General features: G+C 38.1%; 25 protein-coding genes and 1 pseudogene. 9 read left to right on the forward strand and 17 right to left on the reverse strand.

Annotation, left to right across the window (positions count from 1 at the left end; genetic code table 11):
* Positions 1–5: 5 nt before the first annotated feature.
* The 4 genes from ACJJVZ_RS16580 to ACJJVZ_RS16595 form a co-directional block, all read right to left on the reverse strand.
* Positions 6–1,253, reverse strand: coding sequence for an efflux RND transporter periplasmic adaptor subunit (locus ACJJVZ_RS16580; protein ID WP_405602038.1), 1,248 nt, complete (start codon positions 1,251–1,253; stop codon positions 6–8).
* Positions 1,250–2,503: a TolC family protein gene (locus ACJJVZ_RS16585; RefSeq protein ID WP_405602041.1), complete on the reverse strand. Its 1,254-nt coding sequence runs from the start codon at positions 2,501–2,503 to the stop codon at positions 1,250–1,252. The genes ACJJVZ_RS16580 and ACJJVZ_RS16585 overlap by 4 nt, the downstream gene beginning before the upstream one ends.
* A 160-nt stretch (positions 2,504–2,663) precedes the next feature.
* Complete coding sequence (locus ACJJVZ_RS16590) at positions 2,664–2,984, reverse strand: hypothetical protein (RefSeq protein ID WP_405602044.1); 321 nt, start codon at positions 2,982–2,984, stop codon at positions 2,664–2,666.
* 464 nt (positions 2,985–3,448) lie between these two features.
* A complete protein-coding gene (locus tag ACJJVZ_RS16595) occupies positions 3,449–4,594 on the reverse strand; it encodes an iron-containing alcohol dehydrogenase (protein WP_405602046.1) in 1,146 nt (381 codons plus the stop codon).
* 179 nt (positions 4,595–4,773) lie between these two features.
* Between ACJJVZ_RS16595 and ACJJVZ_RS16600 the strand changes: the two genes are divergently transcribed.
* The gene (locus tag ACJJVZ_RS16600; protein ID WP_405602049.1) at positions 4,774–5,670 is read left to right on the forward strand and encodes an AraC family transcriptional regulator N-terminal domain-containing protein; all 897 of its coding nucleotides are present in this window, start codon (positions 4,774–4,776) and stop codon (positions 5,668–5,670) included.
* 49 nt (positions 5,671–5,719) lie between these two features.
* Here ACJJVZ_RS16600 and ACJJVZ_RS16605 read toward each other — a convergent pair whose 3' ends face one another.
* Positions 5,720–6,139 carry a VOC family protein gene (locus tag ACJJVZ_RS16605; protein ID WP_405602052.1) on the reverse strand — a complete coding sequence of 140 codons (420 nt, stop codon included), beginning with the start codon at positions 6,137–6,139 and terminating at the stop codon, positions 5,720–5,722.
* Positions 6,140–6,334: 195 nt separating this feature from the next.
* On the opposite strand from ACJJVZ_RS16605, the gene ACJJVZ_RS16610 reads away from it, so the two are divergent.
* Both ACJJVZ_RS16610 and ACJJVZ_RS16615 read left to right on the forward strand, forming a co-directional pair.
* Complete coding sequence (locus ACJJVZ_RS16610; RefSeq protein WP_226894496.1) at positions 6,335–6,703, forward strand: hypothetical protein; 369 nt, start codon at positions 6,335–6,337, stop codon at positions 6,701–6,703.
* Positions 6,700–7,080 carry a hypothetical protein gene (locus ACJJVZ_RS16615; protein ID WP_077535854.1) on the forward strand — a complete coding sequence of 127 codons (381 nt, stop codon included), beginning with the start codon at positions 6,700–6,702 and terminating at the stop codon, positions 7,078–7,080. The genes ACJJVZ_RS16610 and ACJJVZ_RS16615 overlap by 4 nt, the downstream gene beginning before the upstream one ends.
* Before the next feature lies 1 nt (position 7,081).
* On the opposite strand, the gene ACJJVZ_RS16620 is transcribed toward ACJJVZ_RS16615, so the two are convergent.
* Positions 7,082–7,903: a sterol desaturase family protein gene (locus ACJJVZ_RS16620; RefSeq protein ID WP_077535855.1), complete on the reverse strand. Its 822-nt coding sequence runs from the start codon at positions 7,901–7,903 to the stop codon at positions 7,082–7,084.
* A complete protein-coding gene (locus ACJJVZ_RS16625; RefSeq protein WP_182701756.1) occupies positions 7,900–8,346 on the reverse strand; it encodes an SRPBCC family protein in 447 nt (148 codons plus the stop codon). Before ACJJVZ_RS16625 ends, ACJJVZ_RS16620 begins: the two co-directional genes overlap by 4 nt.
* Before the next feature lie 97 nt (positions 8,347–8,443).
* On the opposite strand from ACJJVZ_RS16625, the gene ACJJVZ_RS16630 reads away from it, so the two are divergent.
* A complete protein-coding gene (locus tag ACJJVZ_RS16630; protein WP_077535857.1) occupies positions 8,444–9,454 on the forward strand; it encodes an AraC family transcriptional regulator in 1,011 nt (336 codons plus the stop codon).
* 14 nt (positions 9,455–9,468) lie between these two features.
* On the opposite strand, the gene ACJJVZ_RS16635 is transcribed toward ACJJVZ_RS16630, so the two are convergent.
* The gene (locus ACJJVZ_RS16635) at positions 9,469–10,656 is read right to left on the reverse strand and encodes a GGDEF domain-containing protein (RefSeq protein ID WP_226894495.1); all 1,188 of its coding nucleotides are present in this window, start codon (positions 10,654–10,656) and stop codon (positions 9,469–9,471) included.
* Between the two features lie 223 nt (positions 10,657–10,879).
* Between ACJJVZ_RS16635 and ACJJVZ_RS16640 the strand changes: the two genes are divergently transcribed.
* On the forward strand, positions 10,880–11,827 hold the full coding sequence (locus tag ACJJVZ_RS16640) for an alpha/beta fold hydrolase (protein ID WP_405602057.1): 948 nt from the start codon (positions 10,880–10,882) through the stop codon (positions 11,825–11,827).
* A gap of 123 nt (positions 11,828–11,950) precedes the next feature.
* On the opposite strand, the gene ACJJVZ_RS16645 is transcribed toward ACJJVZ_RS16640, so the two are convergent.
* Entirely contained in the window at positions 11,951–12,367 is a 417-nt protein-coding gene (locus ACJJVZ_RS16645) for an NUDIX hydrolase (protein WP_193155125.1), read from the reverse strand.
* Between the two features lie 350 nt (positions 12,368–12,717).
* Between ACJJVZ_RS16645 and ACJJVZ_RS16650 the strand changes: the two genes are divergently transcribed.
* Positions 12,718–14,601, forward strand: coding sequence for a propionyl-CoA synthetase (locus ACJJVZ_RS16650; RefSeq protein ID WP_405602060.1), 1,884 nt, complete (start codon positions 12,718–12,720; stop codon positions 14,599–14,601).
* A 295-nt stretch (positions 14,602–14,896) separates the two neighbouring features.
* On the opposite strand, the gene ACJJVZ_RS16655 is transcribed toward ACJJVZ_RS16650, so the two are convergent.
* The 3 genes from ACJJVZ_RS16655 to ACJJVZ_RS16665 form a co-directional block, all read right to left on the reverse strand.
* Positions 14,897–15,277 carry a VOC family protein gene (locus ACJJVZ_RS16655; protein WP_182703465.1) on the reverse strand — a complete coding sequence of 127 codons (381 nt, stop codon included), beginning with the start codon at positions 15,275–15,277 and terminating at the stop codon, positions 14,897–14,899.
* 829 nt (positions 15,278–16,106) lie between these two features.
* Entirely contained in the window at positions 16,107–16,445 is a 339-nt protein-coding gene (locus ACJJVZ_RS16660) for a hypothetical protein (protein WP_405602063.1), read from the reverse strand.
* Positions 16,446–16,587: 142 nt separating this feature from the next.
* Positions 16,588–17,220, reverse strand: coding sequence for a DUF998 domain-containing protein (locus ACJJVZ_RS16665; RefSeq protein ID WP_405602065.1), 633 nt, complete (start codon positions 17,218–17,220; stop codon positions 16,588–16,590).
* A gap of 493 nt (positions 17,221–17,713) precedes the next feature.
* Here ACJJVZ_RS16665 and ACJJVZ_RS16670 point away from each other — a divergent pair.
* Positions 17,714–18,100: pseudogene (locus ACJJVZ_RS16670) on the forward strand (AMP-binding enzyme); the annotation flags it as partial.
* 294 nt (positions 18,101–18,394) lie between these two features.
* On the opposite strand, the gene ACJJVZ_RS16675 reads toward ACJJVZ_RS16670, so the two are convergent.
* The 4 genes from ACJJVZ_RS16675 to ACJJVZ_RS16690 all read right to left on the reverse strand — a co-directional run bounded on the left by ACJJVZ_RS16675 (position 18,395) and on the right by ACJJVZ_RS16690 (position 22,237).
* Complete coding sequence (locus tag ACJJVZ_RS16675) at positions 18,395–19,003, reverse strand: hypothetical protein (protein ID WP_405602075.1); 609 nt, start codon at positions 19,001–19,003, stop codon at positions 18,395–18,397.
* A 380-nt stretch (positions 19,004–19,383) separates the two neighbouring features.
* The gene (locus ACJJVZ_RS16680; RefSeq protein ID WP_405602077.1) at positions 19,384–20,205 is read right to left on the reverse strand and encodes an alpha/beta fold hydrolase; all 822 of its coding nucleotides are present in this window, start codon (positions 20,203–20,205) and stop codon (positions 19,384–19,386) included.
* 216 nt (positions 20,206–20,421) lie between these two features.
* The gene (locus ACJJVZ_RS16685; RefSeq protein WP_054981797.1) at positions 20,422–21,354 is read right to left on the reverse strand and encodes a hypothetical protein; all 933 of its coding nucleotides are present in this window, start codon (positions 21,352–21,354) and stop codon (positions 20,422–20,424) included.
* A gap of 733 nt (positions 21,355–22,087) precedes the next feature.
* On the reverse strand, positions 22,088–22,237 hold the full coding sequence (locus ACJJVZ_RS16690; RefSeq protein WP_193155191.1) for a hypothetical protein: 150 nt from the start codon (positions 22,235–22,237) through the stop codon (positions 22,088–22,090).
* Between the two features lie 168 nt (positions 22,238–22,405).
* Here ACJJVZ_RS16690 and ACJJVZ_RS16695 point away from each other — a divergent pair, with 168 nt between their 5' ends.
* Complete coding sequence (locus ACJJVZ_RS16695; protein WP_138586111.1) at positions 22,406–23,485, forward strand: methyl-accepting chemotaxis protein; 1,080 nt, start codon at positions 22,406–22,408, stop codon at positions 23,483–23,485.
* A 7-nt stretch (positions 23,486–23,492) separates the two neighbouring features.
* Here the strand turns inward: ACJJVZ_RS16695 and ACJJVZ_RS16700 are convergent, their stop codons facing one another.
* Positions 23,493–24,410: a LysR family transcriptional regulator gene (locus tag ACJJVZ_RS16700; RefSeq protein ID WP_405602080.1), complete on the reverse strand. Its 918-nt coding sequence runs from the start codon at positions 24,408–24,410 to the stop codon at positions 23,493–23,495.
* 113 nt (positions 24,411–24,523) lie between these two features.
* Here ACJJVZ_RS16700 and ACJJVZ_RS16705 point away from each other — a divergent pair, with 113 nt between their 5' ends.
* Entirely contained in the window at positions 24,524–25,663 is a 1,140-nt protein-coding gene (locus ACJJVZ_RS16705; protein ID WP_182703433.1) for an alkene reductase, read from the forward strand.
* The last annotated feature ends 248 nt before the right edge of the window (positions 25,664–25,911 follow it).

Genomic DNA, 25,911 nt, shown 5'->3' on the forward strand with positions numbered 1-25,911 from the left:
GCCTCCTAGTGAGCGTGGCTTGCGCCGCTTTTTAAAATATCAGCTTTAATGACATAACTATTGTCTGTTACGTATTCGCTACCCGCGTTTAAACCAGTCAGTACTTCAACCCACTCGCTATTTTTTGCACCAAGGGTAATGGGGCGCACTTCAAACACATTGTTTTTACGGACAAACACACTTGGTTGACCGTTAAACTCTTGAATAGCTTGTGGCTTTACCCGCACACTGGCATTAATTTTAGCCACACTTACATCGCTATTTACATGCATGCCTGGGCGCCAATGCCCGTCAGGGTTATTAAGCTCTATACGGGCACGCGCTATGTGCCCGCCAGTCATCATTGGAGCTATAAAAAACACTTTGCCTTGCGTATTTAAATGGTGATGCAAGTCGTACACCTTAGCGCTTTGCCCAATGGCTAGTTTTTCAATATTTTCAGGAAACGCTGACAGCTCAACCCATACTATATCGAGGTTAACTACCTGCATAAGTGCACTGGTGCTTGCAAGCTCGCCACGCTTTAAATATTGCTCGGTTACAACGCCACTAATTGGGCTTTTAATGGCGTAATTTTGCAGTGTTTCGCGGTTAGTTACGTTGGCAAGTACGTCGCCTTTTTTAACGCTTTGACCAATGCTTACAAAAATATCACTGATCAATCCGATATACGGCGCCATTACTTCTACCGTGCCGTGCTGCGTTGGCGCAATAACACCAAAAAGCGTATCGGTAATATCAACGTCACCACTTTGCGCCACCTCAGTTTTAATACCTGCGCGCTCAATAGCTCGCTCTGTTAGCGTGGTACGGCCTTCGTGTTGGTCGTATTCATAGCTAACACTCTCGCCTTTATAATTAGCAGTAACGGCAAGTGCAAACGAATGTGGTTCGTTAATTGATTGCGTGCTTACAAGGTAGTCGCCTTCAGCTGTAAACTGTATGTTTTGCGGCGCTTCAACTAAGCGTTTTAAACTCATTGTTATATTTAAGTCGCTCATATTAATCGGCTTGTTTTGCTTATAGCCGTATATGCGCAGCTCAACATTACCTGCAAATTCTTGCAGTTTAAGTTCAAGAGTTAACTTAGGATCAGTTAATAAAAAACCGCCGTGCGGGCCTTGCTTTTGCTCGTGTTGATCAGCTTCTTTATGACCTGACTCGCCATGCTCGGCAGAGGCAAATACATCTGTACTTACAAAGCTGCTGGCAAACGAAAGTGATACTAGTAATGCGATTATATTTTTATTCATGATTGATGAGTCTCAATTAAAGATTGGCCAGTTAAACGCTCAAGAGTAAGTAGCACTTGGTACAGCTCTGCGTGAGTGGTAATAAGTGTGCGTTTAGAATCAAAAAGTGCTTGTTGAGCATCAAGTAGTTGTAACACCGAGATTTGTCCGCGTTGATAACTTTTTAGGCTTTGCTCAATCAATGTTTGTGCCTGAGGAATAATTTGATCAGATAATAGCTTTGCCTGATTAGCTAGACCTTGATAATAAGCGTACAAGGTACGCACTTGCTGGCGTAGCTGGATGCGCAATTGCCCTTGCTGCTCATTTAAAAGTGTAAGCTGGTTATTAGCAGCTGTAATATTGCCGCTATTAGAGTTACTTAATTGCAGTGGCATAGAAAACGAAAACACGAATGAGCTGGAGTCGCTTTGCTGGTTATAGCGCACACCTCCCCCTATATTAATATCGGTTTGTCCGTTTGCTTTTTGCAGTGTTAAGTTAGCTGTTTGCTGTAAATATTGCTGCTGTAATAATGCAAATTCAGGAGCTTGGTTAACCGCATCTAAAAGTGCTTGTGCTGATTTAAGCGCAGTAATTACATTAATATTGCCAGTAAAAGTATCGTAGGATTGCTCCTCACTCCATAGCTCGTTAAGCGATAAACTTGCTCGCTCAAACTCACTGTTAAGCACCGTTTTATCAAGCTCTACTTGGCTAAGTGCATAGCGCATACGTGTTACATCAGCTTGCGACGCTGCCCCCGCATTAGCTCTTTGCTCAATCGCTTTAAGTGCTTGGGTTACTACCTGTTTACGCTCGTTATTTAAACTTAATAAGGTTTGAAATTTAAGCCCTTGGTAGTATCGCTCAGCAGTGGTTGCTAATAAGGCTAAACGGGTATTTTGATACTGTATTGCTTGGACTTTAATATTGGCGGTTGCGTAATTAATACGGCTTTGGCGTTTATCGCCTAGCTCTATTAGTTGGCTAAGCCCGAGCGTTATTTCAGCGCCTTGAATACCACGCGCATCGTTAGTGCCCAGTAAATTTTCGGCTTCAACATTTAATACAGGATTAGGCGAAAGTGCAGCTTGAGATTTAAGCGCACTCAATATTTTTTGATGATAAGGGTAGCGTTTTAATACCGGATTTTGTTGTTCGGTATTACTCAGCGCCTGCTTAAGGGTTAATGTTTTAACATTCGCCAAAGTACTAAAAGCAGGTAGCGCGCACATTAGCGCCACCAGCATAATTGGTTTTTTATTCATATAGCGTGTCCGTTTTTTAACAAACAGAGTTAACTTGATCACGGTATTGGTATTAAAAAATAAAAACCAAACGTGTATCAAGTAACCTAAATATGCATATAACAGAACCTAAAAAACGCATAAGCGCAGGCCGTATATACAAAGTATTTAAAATTAAAAACTAGCTATAAAAATTAGGTGGCGGTACGTCTGGCGGGTAATTTAACCCGTTATAGCACGCAGGCGAAGTTGCTTTACTTTGCTCTGGGCTTATTGAATGGTTAGAGGTGCTGTTGTAGCCACAATGGCAATGTTGGTGGGCATGAATTTCGGTAGTTGATGTTTTATCGCTTTGGTTATCATCGGCTGAAGAGCCGTCTTGCGATAATGAACTGGTTACATGATCAACGTCTTCTTGCAAATGATACGCAGCGCCATCACAGCTAATAAAGCTGTGTACAAGCACTAATAATATCACTATTAAAAAACGGTTTGAGCGCATGCTTTATGCTGTTCCTGCCACTAAGGGTTACTGTAAAATATCTAACCAATTGAAGCCACATAGTATATTACTCACAAACTACAATAAAGCGCTTTTAACAAATTAAAATGATCTCTTATATTATCTATACCCAAACCACCTCAAGATGCAAAATTCAGCGTTTCACAGGCGCTTAATATCAAGGCGATATTTTGTAACAATGGCAACTTCTTTTAAGCAGTCGCAACGCAGAGAGTGAATGCCTGTGGAGCGCCCAAATGGTTGGTTTAAAGCGATATATACTGCGTTATTGATTTTAAAAATAGAACAGCTATTATTTGCAATCAATGCCTTGCCTACATCGCTTTTACACCAACTGAAACTTACACCTTGAGGTGTTTAGGTATATACAATAGATAAATAACATTTTGTGAACTACAAAAACCACCGACAATAAAACGTCGGTGGTTTTAATAATTTAAATGTTAAACAACTGCTTGCTCTAAAATTTCACGGCTTTCTTTTAGCGTAATAGCTTGGTTTTCACCAAGGGCAATCATGCCGTGGGATTCAAGTTTGCCAATAATATTGTCAATAGCAGCGGCTTTATCATCGCCATGTTCAGTAAGTTCAGTAGCTACATTAAGGCTGTGGTAAAACGCTTCAATTGCTGCAATTGTTTGCTCTGCTAAGTCGTCAGATTGCGCAAGACCAAATACGTTTTTACCCATTTGCTCAAGCTTTGCTTTTTTAACTGCAAATTGGTTGCGTAGCAAAGAAGGTTGAACAATAGCAAGAGAACGCGCATGGTCAACGCCATATGCTGCGGTAAGCTCGTGGCCAATCATGTGCGTTGCCCAATCTTGCGATACGCCAGAACCAATTAAGCCATTAAGTGCTTGATTTGCCGCCCACATAAGGTTGGCACGCCATGCATCGTCTTGGTTTTCAAAATTATCGCCCAGTGTTTTAAGCGTTCTTAAAAGTGCTTCGGCGTAACCTTCCTGAACTAATGCATTTTGTGGGAACGTTAAGTATTGCTCACAGGTATGAACCCACGCATCAACCAAACCATTAACCAATTGACGCTGTGGTAATGTTTTCATTACATCAGGGTCCATAATCGCAAATTTAGGAAGCACCTCTGGTGAAGCAAACGGTAGTTTTTGCTTCGTTGCTTCTTTGCTCACAACTGAGTTTTGGTTAGATTCTGAACCTGTTGCAGGCAATGTTAATACTGCGCCAATTGGTAATGCGCTGGTAATAGTGTGTTTACCTGTCGGAATATCCCAACCTTCGCCATCGTAAACTGCAGAGGCTGCAATGTATTTAACGCCGTCAATTACTGAACCGCCGCCTACACCAAGTACAAAGTCGATGTCTTGCTCTTTACAGATTTTAACCGCTTGGTCTAGTACTTCAATTGTTGGGTTAGCACCAACGCCCGAAAACTCTACCCAATCAAAATCGTTGAGTGCTGCAGCAACTTGGTCGTACACGCCGTTCTTTTTAATCGAACCGCCTCCGTATACTACAAGTACTTTTTGATCTTTTGCGATCAAGTCTGTTAGTGCGGCAATTTGTTGTTGGCCAAACTGAATTAGTGTTGGGTTTACGTAGCTAAATTTCATTATTTGCTCCTAGTGACGGTTTATTGCTGAGTACTTTACTTAGTTACCTAACAAAGTATCGATGAGTGCATATTAATGGCAAAAAACACATAAAAAAAGCCCAGTAACTCGCTAAAGCTTGCCTAAAACTATCAAAATTGTTATTTTACGCAAAATACACATAAATAAAGATGCTTTAAATGCCCACGATAGCCAACATGTTGCAACAATACGCCGAGCATAATCTTTTACTCGGCTTTGAAGGCACTATGGAAACTATTATTCCTGGGGTATATTTTCATCGAGCAACTAAAAGTTCACCGCGTCAGCCGCTTATATATAACTCAGGCATTATTATTGTTGGGCAAGGTCATAAAGTGATTCACTTTCCTGATCATCAAATACGATACGGCGAAGGCGATTATTTAGTGCTTGGTGTACCGGTGCCATTAGAGTGTGAAGCGTTTACAGATAACGATCTGCCCGTTATGGGCATTGCTATAGATATAAACCCAGCAATGCTACACAAACTCGTCAATCAAATGATGCAACACAAACCGCTTGCTACATCTTCAGCGTCGATACAAACTGGGGCCGTGCAGTCAGCCACCTTAGATACCACAATGGAACTCGTAACTCATAGGCTGTTAACGGTTTTAAATAATCCGCTTGAGGCCGAAGTTTTTGGCGAAGATATCGTAAAAGAATTGGTATATCGGGTACTTTGCGGCCCGCAAGGACATACTTTAATAGGCCTTGCGATGCATGATGGGCATTATGCTCGTATCGCTCGAACACTTTCGACCATGCACAGCAGTTATGCCAACCAGATAACTGTTGAGGGTTTAGCTGAAGATGTAAACATGAGTGTGTCGTCGTTTCATCGCGCCTTTAAACAAGTCACTTTTGAGTCACCATTGCAGTATTTAAAAAAAGTACGTTTAGCTAAAGCAAAGGAACTCATTATAACCAACGGCAGCAAAGCCAATGAAGCCGCGTTAAAAGTAGGCTACACCAGTGCATCGCAATTTAGCCGCGAATTTAAACGCCATTTTAATAAAACCCCTAGTGAGGTAGTCTCCCAGCTATATAGCTAGCCCATAAAAAAGCCACCACAAAAGTGGCGTTCAATAGCACGAGTGCAAACTATATTTTTTTAAATAAAACCTCTGGATTTACCATGGTTTTCATTTCAAGTACGTTACCATTTGGATCTTCAATAAAAAATGTTTCTTGCTCAAACTCATCACCAATAAAACGACGATAAGGTTTATCTAAATACTCAACTCCAGCGTGATCAATTCGTGCTTTTAAATCGTTAAAGTCGCTTTCAGATAAATGAATACCAAAATGAGGAACCGCCACAGCGCCCATATCTACATCGTGACGAACTGTTGGTAGGCGTTCAACACTTTGATGTAGTGTTAATTCATTACCCCAAAAGTCAATATCAACCCATCGACCCTCTTCACTATTACCGGTTTTACAACCAAGTACGTCACAATAAAACGCTGTAGTCACTTTTAAATCGCCAGCTGGGATAGCTAGATGTAAGCAGTTAGACATAAATTACCCTTGGTTAACTCTTTTAATATACTAAATTTCGCGCATTATACATAAATTGTAATTTATAGAACATTAACAGCGAAACAATTGAGCATATTTAATACTTTAATAAACCCCTTTATTACCTTGCTTATACTATGCTATTTGCAGGCAGTGCTGTTAAACCTAAAAGACTTACTTTAAAATACGTACACTATGATTAAATTCTTATCTTTAAAATTCATCACTTTTTTTATGGGCTTTGTATCTTGCTTTGTGATGCATACAACGTTTAATGTGCCATTAGTTATATCGGCGGCGTTAACAGGGCTTATTGGCTCCTTTATACCTTTTCCTAAAAGCGTTAAAAATCATCCGTATGCCGCTATTTATGCGGGTAGCTTTGCAGGAATGTGCTCGACTAATTTAATTACCAGCTATTGGGAAATTACCATTATTTCGATTATAGGCGCGAGCTTGTACGTACTTACTATGAACTTATTTACTGGTTTTGGCGGTAAGCTCGGCAGTGTTGCTTTTGCAAGTGTTGCAATATTTGTGTTAGCTAGAGGAATTGCGCTATGAGCCTTGAATACCCATTAATAACATTACTAGGCGCATTTTTAACATTTTTTTTAGCTAAACATAATCGCTTTGATGCAATAAGAGCTTCCGCTTCACTGTCTATTATTGCCTACCTAATTTTTAGCGCATTTAACTTCAATCCTGCACTTTATAGTATTATATTTTTTGGCGGGACGTTTATAGGTATGAGCGCCCCCCATCGCTTTGGAATATATACAATAACCAGCTCTGCCATTATTTTTTCAATATTGTTTGAATACCTAATTCCACGGCTAGATGGATACGGCGGTGCGCTAGGTATAAGTGCTTTTTTGTCGGTATGTATTTGCCATATTTGCATTACACTTGGCGCGCCCCGAAGCAAAAAAACACAATAACTCACTTATGTTTTATGGCGCTTGTTGGATAGCCAAACAATACATTTAACTTTGCTTTCACACCTTTTGCTCTGTAGGTACTTTTAATTAAGTATGCCCATTGGTGAAACGTTATTTTAAATGGATTGTCGCTGTTTAGCTGCCCTACAATACCGTACTTACAAGGTTTACTTGGCTCTTCAACCGCATAAGTGCCAAACAACTTATCCCAGATGATTAGCACCCCTGCAAAGTTTTTATCTAAATAGCCTGCGTTAATAGAATGATGAACTCGATGATGTGAAGGCGTGTTAAATACTTTTTCAAACCAGCCAAGCTTACCTACAACTTGGGTGTGCACAAAAAACTGATATGCCAAATTAAGCGCTACCACGGTAAACACGGTAATGGGATCATAGCCAAGTAATATCATGGGTAACCAAAATACCCACATTCCTGCAATTGGGTACATTAAACTTTGCCTAAATGCGGTAGAAAAATTCATTTTAGTGGAGCTATGATGTACAACGTGCGCGGCCCAAAGCCAATGAATGTGATGAGATGCTTTGTGGAACCAGTAATACAAAAAATCTTGCAGTAAAAAAGCAAATAATACATTGACTACAGAAAGCTCTATATCAAATAAACGATACTCGTAAAGCCAGTAAAAAAAAGGCATTAGTATAAGTAGTGCAATAGCATCAGCGCCTTGATGCATTAATGCTAGTACCGCATTAGCTAAACTGTCTTTGATATTATAGTAGCGTCTAAATTTAATAAATTCATAACAAACAAACGCCAAAAAGATGGGGCTTAAAGCCAATAAAATGATTTCAATGCTCATATAGTTTGCTCCTTAAAGTGGCTATTTAACTTTTTAAGTGCACTGACTATGTCTTTTTCAATAAAAAACTTAAGTATAAAACTAGGTAGCCACCAAGGTGCAGCGCATTGTATGCAATAAGTAATGGCTGTAACGGGGGTTACTTCATCCTCAGCTGCAGAAAAATAGATATCACCTTGATGCTTTGCTACCGGCTTATTACCTATTATTTGATAGCTTATGTGGTTATCATCTGCACTTATAATTTGCTCTTTAAACTCAAGGCCAGACATCTGTATTTGCCTTATAGCGCCTTTACCCCCAGCCACTTCCCCACTATTTTGCGACTTAATAAGTAAAAATTTAGCATTAAAAAAACGATGTAACTGCGCGTGATCAAGTAAGGTACTTTTTACCATCTCTGGTGTGGCTGCAATTTTTTGTCTTATATTTATAAATATCATTTTTACCACAGTGACTATTTAAGAATTGCTCTAGCATATAAAAATATTACATGGCAAACTTGCTAATACGCGACTATTTTTTAGCTTTAGGCGACAAATGAACACTCTTGCCGATCATTATTTTTCAAGTGTTCTTGATTATTTACAGAATCAAGGGCTGGATAGCCAGACAGTTTTAGATGCCATAAACTTTAACGAATACAGCAATAAAAATGCTCATCAACTCGCTTCACGCATAACTTTAGTCAGTTACAACACGCTACTTGATTACGCACAACAAACGCTTAATGAACCTTTATTTGGCTTTAAACTCGGACAGCATATTCGAACTGCTGATTTTGGTATTTTAGGCTATTTAATAGAATCGAGTGATAACTTAGCAAGCGCAATTCAAGCTCTTTTAAACTACGACAGTTTAGTGGCTGATATAGGCAAAGCACAATTTAAACAACAAGATGGCACGGCTGTGATCCGCTGGTTACCTCATTCTAACTGCAACACTCATGTCGTTTTACGAAATATGACAGCATGGGTAAGTGTTATACGTCAATTAATAAACTCAGGATTATCGCCAAGCTCCGTAAGCTTTACCTTCAACTGGCCGCAGGAACAAAAAGCAACATTAATAAAATGGTTTGGCTGTACAATACAAACAGGTACTAAATACAACCAAATCACCTTTCCGAGTAGTTATTTAGCACTGCCATTTAAAACCGATAACGCATCTATCAATTTTGCACTTAAACAGGTTTCAGAACAGCAACTTTCGAGCTTTAAAAGCCAGCAACATTTAAGCGAAAAAATTATCCATTTACTTATGGCCAAAATCGATTTACAAGAGTGCACATTAATACGTACTGCAAATGCACTTAATATTACGCCCAGAACATTACAGCGAAAGTTAAAGCAAGAGCACACCTCATTTTTAATCTTACTTGAGCAAGAACGAAAAAGACGTGTAACACTGTGGATAGGTAAATTATCGTTAACAGATCTAGCTCTCACATTAGGTTTTAAAGATCAGAGTTCGTTTAACCGCGCATTTAAACGCTGGTTTAATTGCAGCCCCAAAAGCTATTTTAAAAACAGTAGCGAAAGCCCTCAATAAACAAAAAATAAGGCTTATTTACTCACGTTATTACGCCCTTTTTTCTTGGCGCGGTATAAAGCTAAATCGGCATTTTTTAACGCTTGATCAAAACTTTGTTTTGGCTCTCTTTGCGCTACACCAATCGAAACCGTTACATGTACGGTTTTATAATCATTCGATTTTTTTGCTTTTCTAGAGTTTTTATCTGTTCTTTTTGGGTTTCGAATCACCATGCCATATGTTGCTATGCTTTCGCGCAGTACTTCTAATTCAGGGATTGAGTGTTCAGCCGTTTTTCTTGGAAATACCACGGTAAACTCTTCGCCGCCATAACGATAAACTTTTCCGCCTCCCTTTACGCCCGTCATCTTAGCTGCAACAAGTTTCAACACTTGATCGCCAATGTCATGTCCATACGTGTCATTGAATTTTTTAAAGTGATCAATATCTAGCATTGCAACGGTGTAATTTCGACCTAACGATAAAGCAAGTTGATTTAAGGCACGACGTGTAGGCAAGCTAGTTAAATCATCTCTATAAGCTAAGTAATAAGAATCAGTACTCACCGCAAGTAAATAAAGCGAAGACAGTGCCACAATGACTAGCGACCAAGGTAATGTTATTAAATCCAATTGATTTAAACACCAAATAGCAAATGTCACTAGTAACGCTGTTAACGTTAAATTATTTACACTTAGGCTTCGCCAAAACAGTAAAGCCCCGATTATGGTTAATGGGAATGCGACAGGAATATAGGGGATAATTTGATTCCATAGTGCTGTTTTAGGAAAAAAACTTTCTACATTTTCACTAAGCTTTAACCATCCAAACGTTATAAGTGCGCATCCAATAACAAGTAGAATACGCGTTATGCTATGTACTGAAAAAATAGCTCTATCTTTCATTAGCGCCAATAATAGTAATAAACTAGTGCCGCATAAAAGCAGCCATTGGGGATTAGTTGATACCCACTTTGACCAAACTAATGGGTAATTTTCTGTTAGTAAAAATAATCCCCAGAACAAACATAATAATGCAACCCTGCTGCGGTTAAATTGAGTAGCAAAAATAGCCGTTATAATTAGTAGCGGGTACACAAGATAATTTACTATTGTTAGCTTATCTTGCCATTGAGCTTGAAAATAAATTAGTACAGAAAACAATCCCATCACGGCCATAGAACTAATAAAAGTAGATTTAATCCCTTTTAATTTCAACAACTGATACCCCAATAACATCGACTAAACATAAAAACATTATTGTATTGATATGAATATTTTTATCTACTTTTATATCAAACATACAACAAAATTAAATACTTTAGGATTGCTAAAAATACAGAAATGGTATGAATGATTAAGTGAACAGTAATTATTTCTCTATATTTAACCGTAACAAACCTTACTTATACTAAAGTTAACATTTAACAATGCTCTTTTTACTATGCGCACGATTAAAGTTAAAACAGGGGTCGTACTAAACTACCAAGATGAAGGTGATAAATCGGCACCTCCAATTATTTTAATCATGGGGTTAGGGGCACAAATGATCACTTGGCCCGACGCTCTGTACTATGGTTTAGTCAACAATGGGTTTAGAGTTATTAGGTTTGATAATCGCGATACCGGTTTATCGACTCATTTAGATCAGCACCCAGCCCCTAGCCTGTTTAAAACATGGTTAAGCAAACATTTACCAATACGCTCAAACGTACCTTATTTACTTGATGATATGGCTGAAGATGTACTGTCATTAATGGCTGAACTAAAAATCAAAAAAGCACACTTAGTTGGGGCATCAATGGGCGGGATGATCGCTCAACTTATGGCGGTAAAAAATAAAAAAAGAGTACTTAGTTTAACCTTAATTATGTCGTGTAGCTCAAGCCCAAGACCTACAGCGAAAAGTTTAAATGTATTTTTAAAGCTTTCTAAATTTAAAACCAAAGTCCCCTGTCGTGATACCGCTATTAACTACAATATAAAACTGAATCAACTTATTGGTAGTCCAGCCTACCCTCAAAGTGAAAAATTACTACGAGAGCATGCAATTAAAACAGTTGATCGTTCTTATAATCAAAGTGGCTATAAACGCCAACTTATAGCTATCACTGCAAGTAAAAACCGAGATCATTTAATAAGAAAAATAAAAGCGCCTACGCTAATTATTCACGGTAGCGCCGATATCGTTTTCCCCGCAGCAGAAGCAAGGAAAATGGCTAAGCTCATTAAAAAATCAAAACTAAAAATTGTCCGTGGTATGGGCCATAATTTTGTACCAGAACTCATGCCAAAAATTACAAAATGGATCACCAAGCATATAAAAAAATCTCAACGAAAGCACTTAAAAAAAATACGTAATAAGAAAATCAAAATGGCGTTACAAGAGTGAAATTTAGCTAAGCAACTAAGCAGTAAGTGATGCGCCCTAAGTAATTTGAGCTTTGGATAATAAATCTATCTCGAAGCGCTATTTTTAACGCTAACTGCGTTAAATTCACATGTAATAGGCCCGCTATTGACGCGTAAATTTGTTGCTCAGAGTGCAAGTTAAGTAATTCTCGAGTGAGGTAAACAGTGGCGTTGGTAAATTATTAATATCGCACCAACGCCATTGCAAACATTTACTAGGCTCTTTGAGCAAAGCCTCACCGCCTTCATAGTCAGCTTTTACATAGAGCGTAATATAATGTTTATTCTCAGTGCTAAAAATATCGTTAGTAAAATCAAGCTTGGTAATTTTACTTACATTCAAGCCTGTTTCTTCAAGCACTTCACGTATTGCGCATTGCTCAACGCTTTCGCCAAACTCTAAATGCCCGCCAGGGGTCGCCCATGTATTTGCACCATGCGCGCCAATACGCTCACCTAATAAAATTGTGTTTTGGCGCTTTATTATAACCGCCACACCTACTCTTACTGTATTAGTCATATGTACATCTTATTCAATTTTTAATATGAGTCTATGCTGAGCTGAGCGTCTAATTTTGTCAAATTAACCAGATAAATTATTGTTATACCAATCTGCTTATATGTGGGGTCTATTTAACGTTAAGAAAATTACGCTAGAACTAGGCAAAAACTTTTGTATCTAGTTGTTCTAAATAAAAATTTTTTAACGACGTTATAGTGCAATTTAATTCGTTAAATTGATCAAAGATTTATGCCGTTTGGTATTACTCATACTGTTTAACGCTTGGCCTACCAAGGTCGAATAGCATACACACATAAAAGGGCCTACCTTTTATAAGGTCTCTCACACATTTAGTTTAGGAGCCTACTATGTCAGGCGAATATCAACAGCAATATAATGCATTTAAACAAAATCCGGCGCAATTTTGGCTTGAACAAAGTAAAAAAATACCTTGGTATAAAATACCAAAAAAAGCGTACACACAAGATGAAGATGGACTTTATCATTGGTTTAGTGACGGCCAACTAAATACCTGCTTTTTAGCTCTTGATCAACATGTTGTCGCAGGATTTGGCGATCAAACCGCACTGATTTACGACTCCCCTGTAACCCATACTAAGCAAACTTTTAGCTACTCACAATTACAACAAGAAGTGGCTAAATTTGCAGGCGTAATGCAATCACTAGGCGTAACAAAAGGCGATCGAGTCGTTATTTATATGCCTATGATCCCACAAGCCGTTATTGGCATGTTGGCGTGCGCGCGCTTAGGGGCCATTCACTCTGTCGTATTTGGTGGGTTTGCTGCGCACGAGTTGGCTGTACGCATTGATGATGCAAAACCCAAGCTTATACTGAGCGCTTCTTGTGGTGTTGAAGTATGCAGCGTTATTGAATACAAGCCACTAATAGATAACGCAATAGAACTCGCCACACACAAAGTAGAACACTGCATTATTTATCAGCGTAAACAAGCAATAGCAACACTCATAAATGATCGCGATATTGATTGGAACACCGCAATGCAAACGGCTGTTGCCACCGATCCCGTACCGGTAAATGGCAATGATCCACTTTACATTTTATACACATCAGGTACGACGGGCACACCAAAAGGCGTTGTACGAGAAAATGGCGGCCATGCCGTTGCAATGAACTACAGCATGAAAACCGTATACGATATGGAGCCTGGCGACGTATTTTGGGCTGCATCTGATATTGGCTGGGTCGTTGGGCATTCTTATATTGTATACGCCCCATTAATGTACCGCTGCGCGACTGTATTGTATGAAGGAAAGCCTGTACGTACACCTGATGCCAGCGCTTTTTGGCGCGTGGTTGAAGAGTATAAAGTCAGTGCATTATTTAGCGCGCCCACCGCATTTAGAGCAATCAAAAAAGAAGATCCCAATGCTGATGGTTTTAAACAATATAATACTTCTAGCTTAAAGCGTTTTTTTTTAGCTGGCGAGCGACTCGATCCGCCCACCTACGAATGGCTTAAAGAAAAAACCAAACTGCCGGTGCTCGATCATTGGTGGCAAACAGAAACCGGTTGGGCTATAGCTTGTAACCCAGTTGGTATTGAATACCTAACAACTAAATCGGGCAGCTCAACCGTTCCTACGCCTGGATTTGATGTTCGTATATTAGATATGGATGGCAACGAATGTGCTGCCAACGAACAAGGCGCTGTAGTAATTAAGCTACCACTTCCACCAGGTTGTCTTCCAACAATTTGGCAAGATACACCCCGCTTTAAAGCAAGCTACCTAAGTGAATACGAGGGTTATTATTTATCTGGTGATGGCGGTTATATTGATGACGACGGCTACTTATTTATCATGGGCCGCACCGATGACGTCATAAATGTAGCAGGGCATAGACTCTCAACTGGCGAAATGGAAGAAATAGTCGCCGCACACCCCGCCGTTGCAGAATGTGCTGTTTTTGGTATAAACGATCCCCTAAAAGGCCAACTGCCTATGGGTATGATTGTACTTAAAAATGATTTTGTAGGTTCAACCAAAGAAGTAGAACAAGCGCTTGTGGCTGCCGTTCGCAATCAAATAGGCGCTATTGCATGCTTAAAAAATATCGTTAGTGTCGATAGGTTGCCAAAAACTCGTTCAGGTAAAATTTTACGTAAAAACCTACGTCAACTAGTCGATGGCGAAGAATTACAAATACCTTCAACCATAGACGATGCCAGTATATTTGAAGAAATAAACCAACAACTTACACAACGATAACCTCCAACCAATAAAAGCCATTTTTAAAAATGGCTTTTATTCTAAATTAATCAGTTTTCTGGTACACCCCCCTCTTGAACCATTATTGTTGTTTGAAGTATAAGTTGGCAAAGCCACATTCGATTTCACTGAGCTACAACGACACAAGTCAAGTGTAACTTGGCATAATATTGAAGCTTATAATGGTATAAAGTTATTAAATACAGACTTTAAAAAAGCCAATTTCATGAAAATACAGCCAAGTTTAGTTGACTACTATGTGCTGTGAGCGGACGGTTGTAACCTTACTCAGTTGTTATACGCGTTTCTCAACTTTCCAAGGAGGATTTAAGCGGTTTTCACCTGCCCAGTAAAGTTTGATTTTGTTACCAGACGGATCTTTAAGTATTGCTTCTTTCCACAAGTACCGCTGCTCTGTCGGTTGTTGTTCAAACTGAAAACCTTTCTTAGTCAACTCAGCACACAGCTCATCAAGTTTTTCATGCTCGAAGTAAATCACAGAATTGTTTTCAAATTCACCAGATTCGAGTGATAAGGAAAAAGTAGAATTCCCATCTGGGCAAGAAAACCTTGCGTAATGAGGCGTATCGACAATTTGAGTGAAGCCGAGTTTTAGATAAAAGTTAGCAGCAACATCCATATCTTTTACTGGTAAAGTAACCTGGTTAAGTTCCATTTAAACTCCTAGCGTATAACGAGCCTTTAGATTAACTCGTTTTTTTATTTGTTTTTATTAATAAACAAACCATAACTGAGTTCCTATTTTGGTTCAATCGATAACAAGCCCTAAACTTGACAGCCATTCTAATTAAACAAATAAAACTGTGCCTAGATTATAATTGGAAGTGCAAAATTTAGATTTGGTGTCCGGTTTATTTTATTTCCCAAAGAAAACTGATTTTTCAACTATAACTAATGAACAACTCCAAGAGGTTGTAATGAAAATTAATACTCGCCCAAGGAAAATACTAAATTATCAGACAGCTGAAGAAGTCTTTATTAATTAGTGATTTAAGGTTTGGTGCACTTGGAACCTGAATTCGGGAATACAGGTCGGGTAAGTTTTTCACGCTTGCACCACTAGCATTTAAAGAACTGGTATTGCAAGCAAATGAAGAAGGCTTACCGCTTGATGAAAACAAAGGGATTGTTACTAAGTATGCTGAACAATACGGCATATAATAAAAGCCGCGATTACGCGGCTTTATCTATATCATTCACTTTTTATTAGAAAACTTTGGTTTCTTTATTTTTGATATGAGAAGCGCGACTATAATTACTAGCATAACCAAAAAGGTATATTTACCTAAATTTTGAAATATCACTAATGACAATACAGCTATCGCTATGCACGCGATTAAAAACACAAGATTCTTAAGCATATTAAACATACCCAAAGTTTGAGGGTGAGATCTTTGCTCGCGCACCAAAGCCACCTTTTGAAAAATTCTTACTATCCAGTATTTGAGGGTTTTTAGCATAAAAAATAGGTGCGCCCTCAAAATCTAAATTATTTTGGCGCATAAAAACAAATAAGTCAGATATACGCGAACCACATCCGAGCGCCCGCTGGCAACTGCTATACTTCCTATGATTGCACCCGTATAGAATGAAGCGCTTAAAGTGGCGGCTACCGCTAGCTTTTCTAAAGCTACTGTCACGCCAATCATTTCTGCAACTGTAGCACCGCTTCCTAAAGACGCTAGCGTTCCAGTCATTGTTGCAGCGGTAGCTACCGCTGTTTGATAAGTATCAAATAGAGTGGAGGGCACAGGGAGACCTAGTTGTTTCATATTTTCATTGAAGTATTTATTAAAATCACCGGAGCTATAACATTGACTCATAATTTTTCCTTATTGTTGTTAATCCATTGAGTAATAAAAATACGCCGGTTGTGCATTTGCATAATGAATTCGGGTGAATTCGGGAAAAAAATTTAGAGTGGGTGTCTTGTTTATTTTGAACGAAGCGAACAGCCCGCTGTTTTTAGTCCTTGTTAATTTGCTTGTTAGGCAAATATTTACTCAAACTGTATCCAAGGAAAATAAGCCATGAATATATTGTAAGCTCTAAAATACGCTGATTTAAGCCTACAGTCTTTGAACTCGGGTCTAATTTTAAAAATGCGAACAAAGCTAATATCGCTGCTACATAACCAGTAAATTTAAATACCTTTGATTTTGACCATGACATAGAGCCTGAAGAGATAAAGAATATTGCGATAATCCCGCATAAGTAGCCAGGAAAAGCCGAAGCCATATGAATATTGTGAGATATTGTTGGCACATCGGGTTTACACTCAAAGTCACATGGGAAAAAAGCTGCGATCCCAAGGGTAATTCCGTAGATGCCAATAAATATAAGTCCAATTGTATTCGGCTTTGTTCGGGGTAATACAGAATAACTAATAAATACAAAACCAAGTATGAATAGTTCAGTGGGGATAAACCCTAAATAGTTTACATAAACTCCGTATGGTGACCCTGTTGCACCCAATTCACTTATAAATTGAGCAATATGGCTGTAATCAGGATAAAAGTGACCAGCTATAAAAATAGTACCTGTAAACCAAAGAAAGCTAAATACCGGTAAAGCTAGAAGTAAATATCTACTATTCAAAGTGCCCATCCTTGTCTATTTGCCTAACGAGCCTGTAGATTAACTCGTTTTTTTATTTATTTTTATTGATGGTTTAACCATAGCTGAGTTCCTATTTTGGTTCAATTGATTACTGTGTTTTTACGCAGAATATTAAAAAGTGTTTAGTATGGGTTTTATTCGCGTTTTGGAAGGAGTTACGGGTGTTTCAGTGGCTTTATTTTGGCTTAAAAGGGATTGCTTCTCTTTAATGCATCAAGCCCTAAACTTGACAGCCATTCTAATTAAACAAATAAAACTGTGCCTAGATTCTAATTGGAAGTGCAAAATTTAGATTGGGTGTCCGGTTTATTTTATTTCCCAAAGAAAACTGATTTTTCAACTATAACTAATGAACAACTCCAAGAGGTTGTAATGAAAATTAATACTCGCCCAAGGAAAATACTAAATTATCAGACAGCTGAAGAAGTCTTTATTAATTAGTGATTTAAGGTTTGGTGCACTTGGAACCTGAATTCGGGTAGCAGGGCATAGACTCTCAACTGGCGAAATGGAAGAAATAGTCGCCGCACACCCAGCCGTTGCAGAATGTGCTGTTTTTGGTATAAACGATCCCCTAAAAGGCCAACTGCCTATGGGTATGATTGTGCTTAAAGATGATTTTGTAGGTTCAACCAAAGAAGTAGAACAAGCGCTTGTGGCTGCCGTTCGCAATCAAATAGGCGCTATTGCATGCTTAAAAAATATCGTTAGTGTCGATAGGTTGCCAAAAACTCGTTCAGGTAAAATTTTACGTAAAAACCTACGTCAACTAGTCGATGGCGAAGAATTACAAATACCTTCAACCATAGACGATGCCAGTATATTTGAAGAAATAAGCCAACAACTTACACAACGATAACCCCCAACCAATAAAAGCCATTTTTAAAAATGGCTTTTATTCTAAATTAATCAGTTTTCTAGTACATCCCCCTCTTGAACCATTATTGTTGTTTGAAGTATAAGTTGGCAAAGCCACATTCGATTTCACTGAGCTACAACGACACAAGTCAAGTGTAACTTGGCATAATATTGAAGCTTATAATGGTATAAAATTATTAAATACAGACTTTAAAAAGCCAATTTCATGAAAATACAGCCAAGTTTAGTTGACTGCTATGTGCCATGAACGGACGGTCATAACCTTAGTCACTTGTTAGGCATTTTCAACGATGTGCTTACGTATTTTTTCAAGTTCAGAAACAAGGGGATCTGTATCTACCTCCCCCCCGGTGAAAAATGCAATATCAATATGGCTTACTTCCTCTACAGTTTTCCCAGAAAATTCATACTCCGCTGTGATTATAAATTGAGATGGGCAACTTTCTAGTGCACTGCCATCTAAAATAACAAAGCTTTGGGCTAACGGGAAAGTCAATTCATAATTAGGAGCGAAATTCTTAAATGGTGTATTAAAAACTTTAAAGTCACGTACGTTTTTTTGTGAATTATTCGATTGATTAAATTGAAAAAAATCACGGTCTATAGATAAACGTAAATTGCTTGCGCCGATCAATCCTGTATTTTTTATACTTAAATATACAACTGGAGAATGCTTTTTTAATTTTGGCTGAATTGTAATGTAAGGACGTGTTAATGCCTCTGTTTGAATTCGAGTTTCTTTTACTGACTCTTCACTTACTTTGACCATTTTGTAGGTTAAATAAGCGTAAATAGCAGTCAAGACAACCAATATAGCGGTTAAATAAAACATTCCAAATTCTTTGATATGTTTCACCCAATAATCAATATCGTGAATATCCATAAGATGCCTTGTTCCTCAATAAAATGCCTAATAAATTAATAGTGCGCTCATAGCGCATATTTCTACCGACTTAATGCTCATTTATCTACTTTTAACAAATAACCTAAGGTATTACTATCACTAAGTTTTCTAAAGCCTTTAAGTAAAGCGAAATGAGACACTATGCACGCGTCGTTTGTTTGAATATATATTCAAACGACACAGTTTGACCAATCAATTAAGTATTATATTGAGTCAATTCCAACGACAGGTAATCGCTCACAGCAGGCTTCAGGAAAGTGCCAATTGCAGACAGTGCTAACGCCCAAATTTAGCGCGGAAAGCAGCGCAGCGGCTTGACGTCGCAGCCCAGACTTATTGCTGGTGATAAAATTTGTTTGTTATACGCCATCAATAAAGCCTAATAATGCACTAATAGAGCTAAAAAACAGAGGCTTGTTATCATGTGGTACGTTATGGCCCGTTTTATTAGTAACCATATGGATAGAATTTGCATTATTGATGATCATTGACTGGTGCAAATCCCGCCAGATCTTTTTACCCTGCACACTATGCCCAATCCACCAGTCACTTTCATTTAATTTTGATGAAGTGACTATAACTACAGGAATTTTATTGGCAATATCGTCATCAGCAATCATTTTCTGATGATAAATTTCCTGTAGGAGATCCCATTCAGGCTGGTTATTCATCATTCCGTTTAATTTAGTAGTATCGCGTTTCGCCCACGTTGCGTCGTATTTATTTAATTCACTATTAAACAACTCATGACTTGGATCGATCAACAGTAACCCTTTTACCCGCTCGGGATAAGCAGCAGCAAATGCTCTGACATGCAAGCCACCAAAGGAGTGACCAATTAAAATTAGATTTTCTTTTGCGTTAATAGTCGAAAGCAGTTTTTCGAGTCGTTGATTTGAACTGGCTAAACTAACGTCTTTGACAACCTGAGATTTTCCATTCCCAGCACGAGAATATATAACTGCTCTGATATTTAATTTTGAAAGGTCTGTTAATAACGGGTGCCAGTAAGCTAAGCCCATTCCGATACCTGATTCAATCACCAAAGTTTTGCTTCCAGCACCGATATCGATGTATTCCATTTGAATGCCATCAATAACTAAGACTCTTGGTTCCTGAGTTCCCGCAATGACTGGACTGGCATATAAGACAAATAAAAAAAATGTTAATCGAAAAATCAAGCGCAACTCCTGTGCGTATAACGAGGCTGGAGGATAAGTTTAACAGCCAAAATGGGTAAAAACGAGCTCCTGTAATCGTTCCTCAGCACTTTTTCGGCATTAGGAAATACATTTGAAACCCATAAACGGGCTTATTTTCTTTAAAAGGAGTAATTCTAAAGCCTCACACCCAAATTATGCGCTGCCGAAGGTGATCTGCATTTATTTGTAAGGAATTTATAGCGACTCTACACTTTCTCTCCATTTTTTGAAGGAAAACCTATCATTATATTCAATTCGTTTAGCTACTGCTCTAGGGCTTCGGCCTAAATACTGAGAAATCTCACTTGCTGTCATCTCAAATTCAACAACCATCACTCTTAGCTTTTCCAAGTCGATAGTACTCCAAGGTTTACCGTTATTTCTATATTTTAGAGCAGCTTTCTCTCTGACTTCTACTCTTTGCTTCCTAGAAATTTCCCTGACAGTAAGAACATCTTGGAGTTGAATCTTAGCTAAAGAAAAAGCGGTTGGCGGAGTTGTAGACTTATTAATATTTTTGATTACAATTTTAGAAGCATCATCAAGATCAGGCAAACAATCAAAATCAATATTTATTTTTCTGACTTTGGTATTTTCAATCTTACCCAAAATACTAATATCATTTAGATTAAAAAAACCTCTCAAGTCGAAAGTTTTTATTATTCTACTCTGAATTAAACTTTCTATTATAGTTGCTTTTTCGTATGTGTAGTTTGAAAGAGGAAGTGCCCAGACACATAAGTTTGGAAGGTATTTATTATGTAATATTTGTTCCCATTCATTCGAAAACTTTTGATTTGATGACAGTAAATTTTTTGGTTCAATTGATGTGATAGTTGTTGATGCCCAAATTTTTTTAATATTTGCTAAATTTTTGTATTCTTTAATATGGTTATGAACAAGATATGAAGACATCAAGCTATACACATCTTCTGACTCATCTACGTTGTAGATCGTTCTGTTACCTCGAAGATAACCTTCGTAGTGTTCACTCATTCTTATACCAACATTTACACTAACACCAACATAAACTATTCGGTTTAATGCACCTTTATGGACTATCAAATAAATTCCACTACAGCCAGAGCTTTTCGCTTCTTTAAGTGAACCAAGACATTTCCATTTCATAACATGTTGATTCCTCGATTGATGCCTAACACTTTAGTATTTATGCAGCACGCAGTTTGTGTTGCATAATCACTTGAACAACTTTATAAGAGAACATTTTTCTTATTTTAACGCGAAAACGTCCATAATTTATGGACTTATATTCTTAGCGAATAGTGTAAGCCACTGCCAACTATAAATATTATGCTTACTGTAGCTTATTTAAACATTTATAAAAGAGGAAAGTGTTCACTTATTTTTACTAAGTTAATGACGACTTACCTGACTGACCGATTATCGCTCAAAGCTGTCTATTTTTGATTGTTAGCTTACTCTTCTTACATGGCCGTTAAATAGGCCATGCAAAAAAACTCTAATCTTTATTATTCGCCTACAAAAGAAACAAGGGGGGGACTTCCACGGAATACCTAATAAATAAGACTAGAGAGGCTGTGTAACGTTAGCATTAAACGTGTCAGTTACCCACTGAGTAACCTTTTTATCGTTTTTTTTGCGTTTTTTTAACCCACATGGCTTTCGCTGTTGGGTTAATGCGGCCGATTAGCGTCCTGATTGCCTTTATTTGCATGTGCCATAGTCCTATCACCTCAAAAACGATTATGGCGAGTACCACGTCAAGAGCGCCATATCTTAGTACAAATATGTCAATTTATTACTGCAAACAACAATTATTTATAAATCGAATTTTAAATAATTCGCTTTAATTTAACCTGAACTCTGGTTAACTTTCCCGCTACCAACTAACACCAGTCACGCTTTTTATATCTAAATAACCTGAACTCTGGATAATAAATCCATCGCGAGCAGCTATTTTCAGCGCTAACTGCGTTAAATTTACTTGCAATAGGCCCGCTATTGACGCGTAAATTTGCCTTGTTTTCATTGAGAATCTCTGGTTAGAGAAAATAAATTTAAATATCACAATAATTCAATACGTTAGGAAATCTCTTAACCTGAGTTCAGGTTAAATAGTAAAAATATATGCTCATTAAAAATTAACCTCTATAATGAAAAGGATAAGTAAATATTTAATTAAAATTAGGGTTTAAAAATGTTTGTTTTAAGTAAAACGTATTCATCAGTTAAAAATAAAAATGACGAATTAAAAGAAGAAATTGAGTCTTTACGTACCAAAAACACCTCTTTAATGAATGAAAATAATTTATTAAAGAAAGAGCTAAACAGCCCTATCAATACTCCAGAACAAGAGTTCACGCACTCTTTACTTTGCAGTTCAATCAATGGTGTGAGCCAGATTGAAGATATAAGACAAACTGTTCTTGGCTCTTATTCTAAAATAGATGAAGAAAATAAAGTAAGTGATAAGATTAACTCCCTCCTTGAAAAATCTAATGGCTCACTAAACCATATTGTCAAAGAAATGGATTTGATGACCAATAAAATGGGCAGTATGACTGAGAATATTTCTGGCTTAGCAAGTATGGCCGGAACAATTAGTACGTTTGTTTCGACAATCAGTAAAATTTCAGATCAAACAAACTTACTTGCACTTAATGCCGCAATTGAGGCTGCTCGTGCTGGCGAAGCCGGTAGAGGATTCAGCGTGGTTGCAGACGAAGTAAGGGTGTTGGCTACAAATACCAATAAATCAGCGCAAGAAGTTGCTGATTTAGTGAACGAAATTATTAATAAAACCAATGAAACGGTTGTATCTGTAGAAGGCATAAAAGAAAACAGCTCACATTTAAGCACTAACTTTGGATCTCTGAACAATGATTACTCAGCGATTATCGAATTTTGTAACAATATGAAAAATACAATTTCTCAAGCTGCCACGCTATCGTTCATACAAACGGTTAAACTTGATCATATTGTTTGGAAAGGTGACGTTTATGCCGTTGCAAATGGGCAAAGTAATAAGTCTGTTGATGACTTTAGCGATCATAAAATGTGTCGACTTGGTAAATGGTATAACTCAGAACAATCAGCTGGATTTAAAAATTCAAATGCATTTAAGCAGTTAGAATCCCCACATAGCGAAGTGCATAAAAATGGAGTTGAAGCATTACGACTGATTAAAAATGGCGATAAAGCGACTGCTATTAAACACATACATAAAATGGAAGCCGCCAGTGAGCGTGTAATGCATTTACTTGATGAAATTGGCTAGCTTTTTATTAAAAACTTTGCAACTGCTCTATTAACCAACGGTGTATTGGGCTGTTGTTAGTTCGAGGATGCCACGCTGCTATTACTTTAAAAGTAGGTGGTAGCGCCTCAATATCTAACTGTTTAACCTTACTATTTGGCAACAGCCTCGATGGATAAAATGCCAACATATCAGTAGTGTGAAGAATGTCGGGAACCGCTGAAAAACTCGGTACCGACATAACTATGTTTCGCTTTAACCCTTTATTAGCAAACCATTGATCGTGCGAACCTCGTAAGTTAGCGCGCGAAGGCGATACCACCAGCTGTGGATGCGCTGCAATTTTCGCAAGTGTTAGTTGATCTTCCCCTAGATCATTTTTACAACCAGTAATACACAAGTGCTGCTCTTCAAGTAAAGTTACATACGCTAAATTATCTGGAATAAATTCAGGAAAACTGATGAGCAAATCAAGCTCGCCTGCTGTTATTAGCTGATTAACATTATCAGACGCAAAATCTCGAACAATAAGCTTTAAACCAGGTGCCTCACGTCTTGTTATATTAAAAAGCTGAGGAAGCAGTGCTTGAGTGGCATAATCGGTAGCACTGATAGTAAACACACCTTTGTACGTTTGTGGTGTAAATAATTCAGGCTCCAATAGGGTTTCTAACTGTTTTAGTATATGAATGATAGGTTGCTGCATAGAGAGTGCTTTAGGCGTCGGCACCATGCTATTGCCTTGGCGTATAAACAAGCGATCATCAAATAAGTCTCGTAATTTACGCAACTGCTCACTTATAGCTTGCTGAGTTAAGCCCATTTTACGTGCTACTTGCGAAAGGTTTTTTAAATCCAGTAATGCGTTAAGCACTCTGAGCTGTTTAATATCGAGCCGACTAATACCATTCATAATTGTATCTAAAACAAAAAGGTGTTGTTTCAAATTGTATCTTTAAAACTCTAAACTTACCAACATTGCTTAAACAGCTAAGCATCAAAATATTTTGCCTTACAAATTACAGTAAGCCACTAAGTTTGCTTTAAGAGAGAGTTTTAATGAACAACCCTATTTCAGATACCAGTACGTTATTTTCATCAGTAGAACTTGGCCCTTTCACGCTTAAAAACCGTATTGTAATGCCTCCACTGACACGTTCTCGAAGTACTCAGCCAGGTAATATTCCTAACGATTTAATGGCCAGCTATTATGCACAACGTACTTCAGCAGGCTTTATGGTTACTGAAGGCACCCAAATAGAACCAAGAGGTCAAGGTTATGCATGGACGCCAGGCATACATTCACAAGCACAAATTGAAGGCTGGAAAAAAGTAACGCAAGCCGTACATGCAAAAGGCGGCATTATTTTTGCTCAGCTTTGGCATGTAGGCCGCGTTTCACATACCACGTTGCAACCTAATGCAGATAAACCTGTGGGTCCTTCAAATATTACTGCAGACAACGTAAAAGTATTTATTGAAACGGCACCTGGTGAGGGCGCATTAGCCGATCCAAGTGAACCTCGCGCATTAAGTACTGCTGAGGTAGGTGAGCTTGTAAATATGTACGCTCAAGCAGCACGTAATGCGCTTGAAGCCGGTTTTGATGGTGTTGAACTACATTGCGCTAACGGGTATTTAGTTAACCAATTTATTTCTGAACACACCAACAACCGTGATGATCAATATGGTGGAACGCTTACTAACCGTTTACGCTTTTTAAAAGAGATTGTTGCAGCAGTTAGTGACGTAGTTGGCGCTGATCGTTTGGGTGTGCGTTTTGCCCCATTATTTGCAAGTACAGATGAAGACCGTGTGTATTTAGGACTTGTAGAATCAGACCCTCATCACACCTACGTAGAAGCCGTAAAAGTGCTTGAACAAGCTGGTATTGCTTACTTATCAATTGCTGAAGCTGATTGGGATAACGCCCCCGATTTGCCAGATCAATTTTATAAAGCCGTTAGAGCTGAGTTTTCTGGGCGAATTATTTATGCTGGTAAATACACCGTCGAAAAAGCAATTCGTATTTTAGGCGAAGGCTACGGTGATTTATTTGCATTTGGCCGCCCATTTATAGCTAACCCTGATTTACCAGAGCGTATCGCTAATAATTGGCCTCTTAACGAAGCCGATGCGGCCACTATGTATGGTGGCACCGAGCTTGGGTATAGCGATTATCCGTTCTACGAAAAATAGTTAATTTAATTAACCTGAACTCTGGTTAAGAGATTTACTAACGTATTGAATTATTTTGATATTTAAATTTATTTTCTCTAGCCAGAGATTTTCAGTGAAAGCAAGGCGAATTTACGCGTCAATAGCTAGCCTATTGCAAGTAAATTCAACGTAGTTAGCGCTGAAAATAGCTGCTCGCGATAGATTTATTATCCAGAGTTCAGGTTAAATAGCTATTTAGCTATAGAAACATCAATAGTTGTAAAAAT

The sequence above is a fragment of the Pseudoalteromonas sp. Ld19 genome (assembly GCF_045064135.1).
GTDB lineage: Bacteria > Pseudomonadota > Gammaproteobacteria > Enterobacterales > Alteromonadaceae > Pseudoalteromonas > Pseudoalteromonas aliena.

Coding starts and splice junctions, on each gene's coding strand:
- ACJJVZ_RS16580 (WP_405602038.1), bottom strand. CDS start 1,253: ATGAATAAAAATATAATCGCATTACTAGTATCACTTTCGTTTGCCAGC.
- ACJJVZ_RS16585 (WP_405602041.1), bottom strand. CDS start 2,503: ATGAATAAAAAACCAATTATGCTGGTGGCGCTAATGTGCGCGCTACCT.
- ACJJVZ_RS16590 (WP_405602044.1), bottom strand. CDS start 2,984: ATGCGCTCAAACCGTTTTTTAATAGTGATATTATTAGTGCTTGTACAC.
- ACJJVZ_RS16595 (WP_405602046.1), bottom strand. CDS start 4,594: ATGAAATTTAGCTACGTAAACCCAACACTAATTCAGTTTGGCCAACAA.
- ACJJVZ_RS16600 (WP_405602049.1), top strand. CDS start 4,774: ATGCCCACGATAGCCAACATGTTGCAACAATACGCCGAGCATAATCTT.
- ACJJVZ_RS16605 (WP_405602052.1), bottom strand. CDS start 6,139: ATGTCTAACTGCTTACATCTAGCTATCCCAGCTGGCGATTTAAAAGTG.
- ACJJVZ_RS16610 (WP_226894496.1), top strand. CDS start 6,335: ATGATTAAATTCTTATCTTTAAAATTCATCACTTTTTTTATGGGCTTT.
- ACJJVZ_RS16615 (WP_077535854.1), top strand. CDS start 6,700: ATGAGCCTTGAATACCCATTAATAACATTACTAGGCGCATTTTTAACA.
- ACJJVZ_RS16620 (WP_077535855.1), bottom strand. CDS start 7,903: ATGAGCATTGAAATCATTTTATTGGCTTTAAGCCCCATCTTTTTGGCG.
- ACJJVZ_RS16625 (WP_182701756.1), bottom strand. CDS start 8,346: ATGATATTTATAAATATAAGACAAAAAATTGCAGCCACACCAGAGATG.
- ACJJVZ_RS16630 (WP_077535857.1), top strand. CDS start 8,444: ATGAACACTCTTGCCGATCATTATTTTTCAAGTGTTCTTGATTATTTA.
- ACJJVZ_RS16640 (WP_405602057.1), top strand. CDS start 10,880: ATGCGCACGATTAAAGTTAAAACAGGGGTCGTACTAAACTACCAAGAT.
- ACJJVZ_RS16645 (WP_193155125.1), bottom strand. CDS start 12,367: ATGACTAATACAGTAAGAGTAGGTGTGGCGGTTATAATAAAGCGCCAA.
- ACJJVZ_RS16650 (WP_405602060.1), top strand. CDS start 12,718: ATGTCAGGCGAATATCAACAGCAATATAATGCATTTAAACAAAATCCG.
- ACJJVZ_RS16655 (WP_182703465.1), bottom strand. CDS start 15,277: ATGGAACTTAACCAGGTTACTTTACCAGTAAAAGATATGGATGTTGCT.
- ACJJVZ_RS16660 (WP_405602063.1), bottom strand. CDS start 16,445: ATGAGTCAATGTTATAGCTCCGGTGATTTTAATAAATACTTCAATGAA.
- ACJJVZ_RS16675 (WP_405602075.1), bottom strand. CDS start 19,003: ATGGATATTCACGATATTGATTATTGGGTGAAACATATCAAAGAATTT.
- ACJJVZ_RS16685 (WP_054981797.1), bottom strand. CDS start 21,354: ATGAAATGGAAATGTCTTGGTTCACTTAAAGAAGCGAAAAGCTCTGGC.
- ACJJVZ_RS16690 (WP_193155191.1), bottom strand. CDS start 22,237: ATGAAAACAAGGCAAATTTACGCGTCAATAGCGGGCCTATTGCAAGTA.
- ACJJVZ_RS16695 (WP_138586111.1), top strand. CDS start 22,406: ATGTTTGTTTTAAGTAAAACGTATTCATCAGTTAAAAATAAAAATGAC.
- ACJJVZ_RS16705 (WP_182703433.1), top strand. CDS start 24,524: ATGAACAACCCTATTTCAGATACCAGTACGTTATTTTCATCAGTAGAA.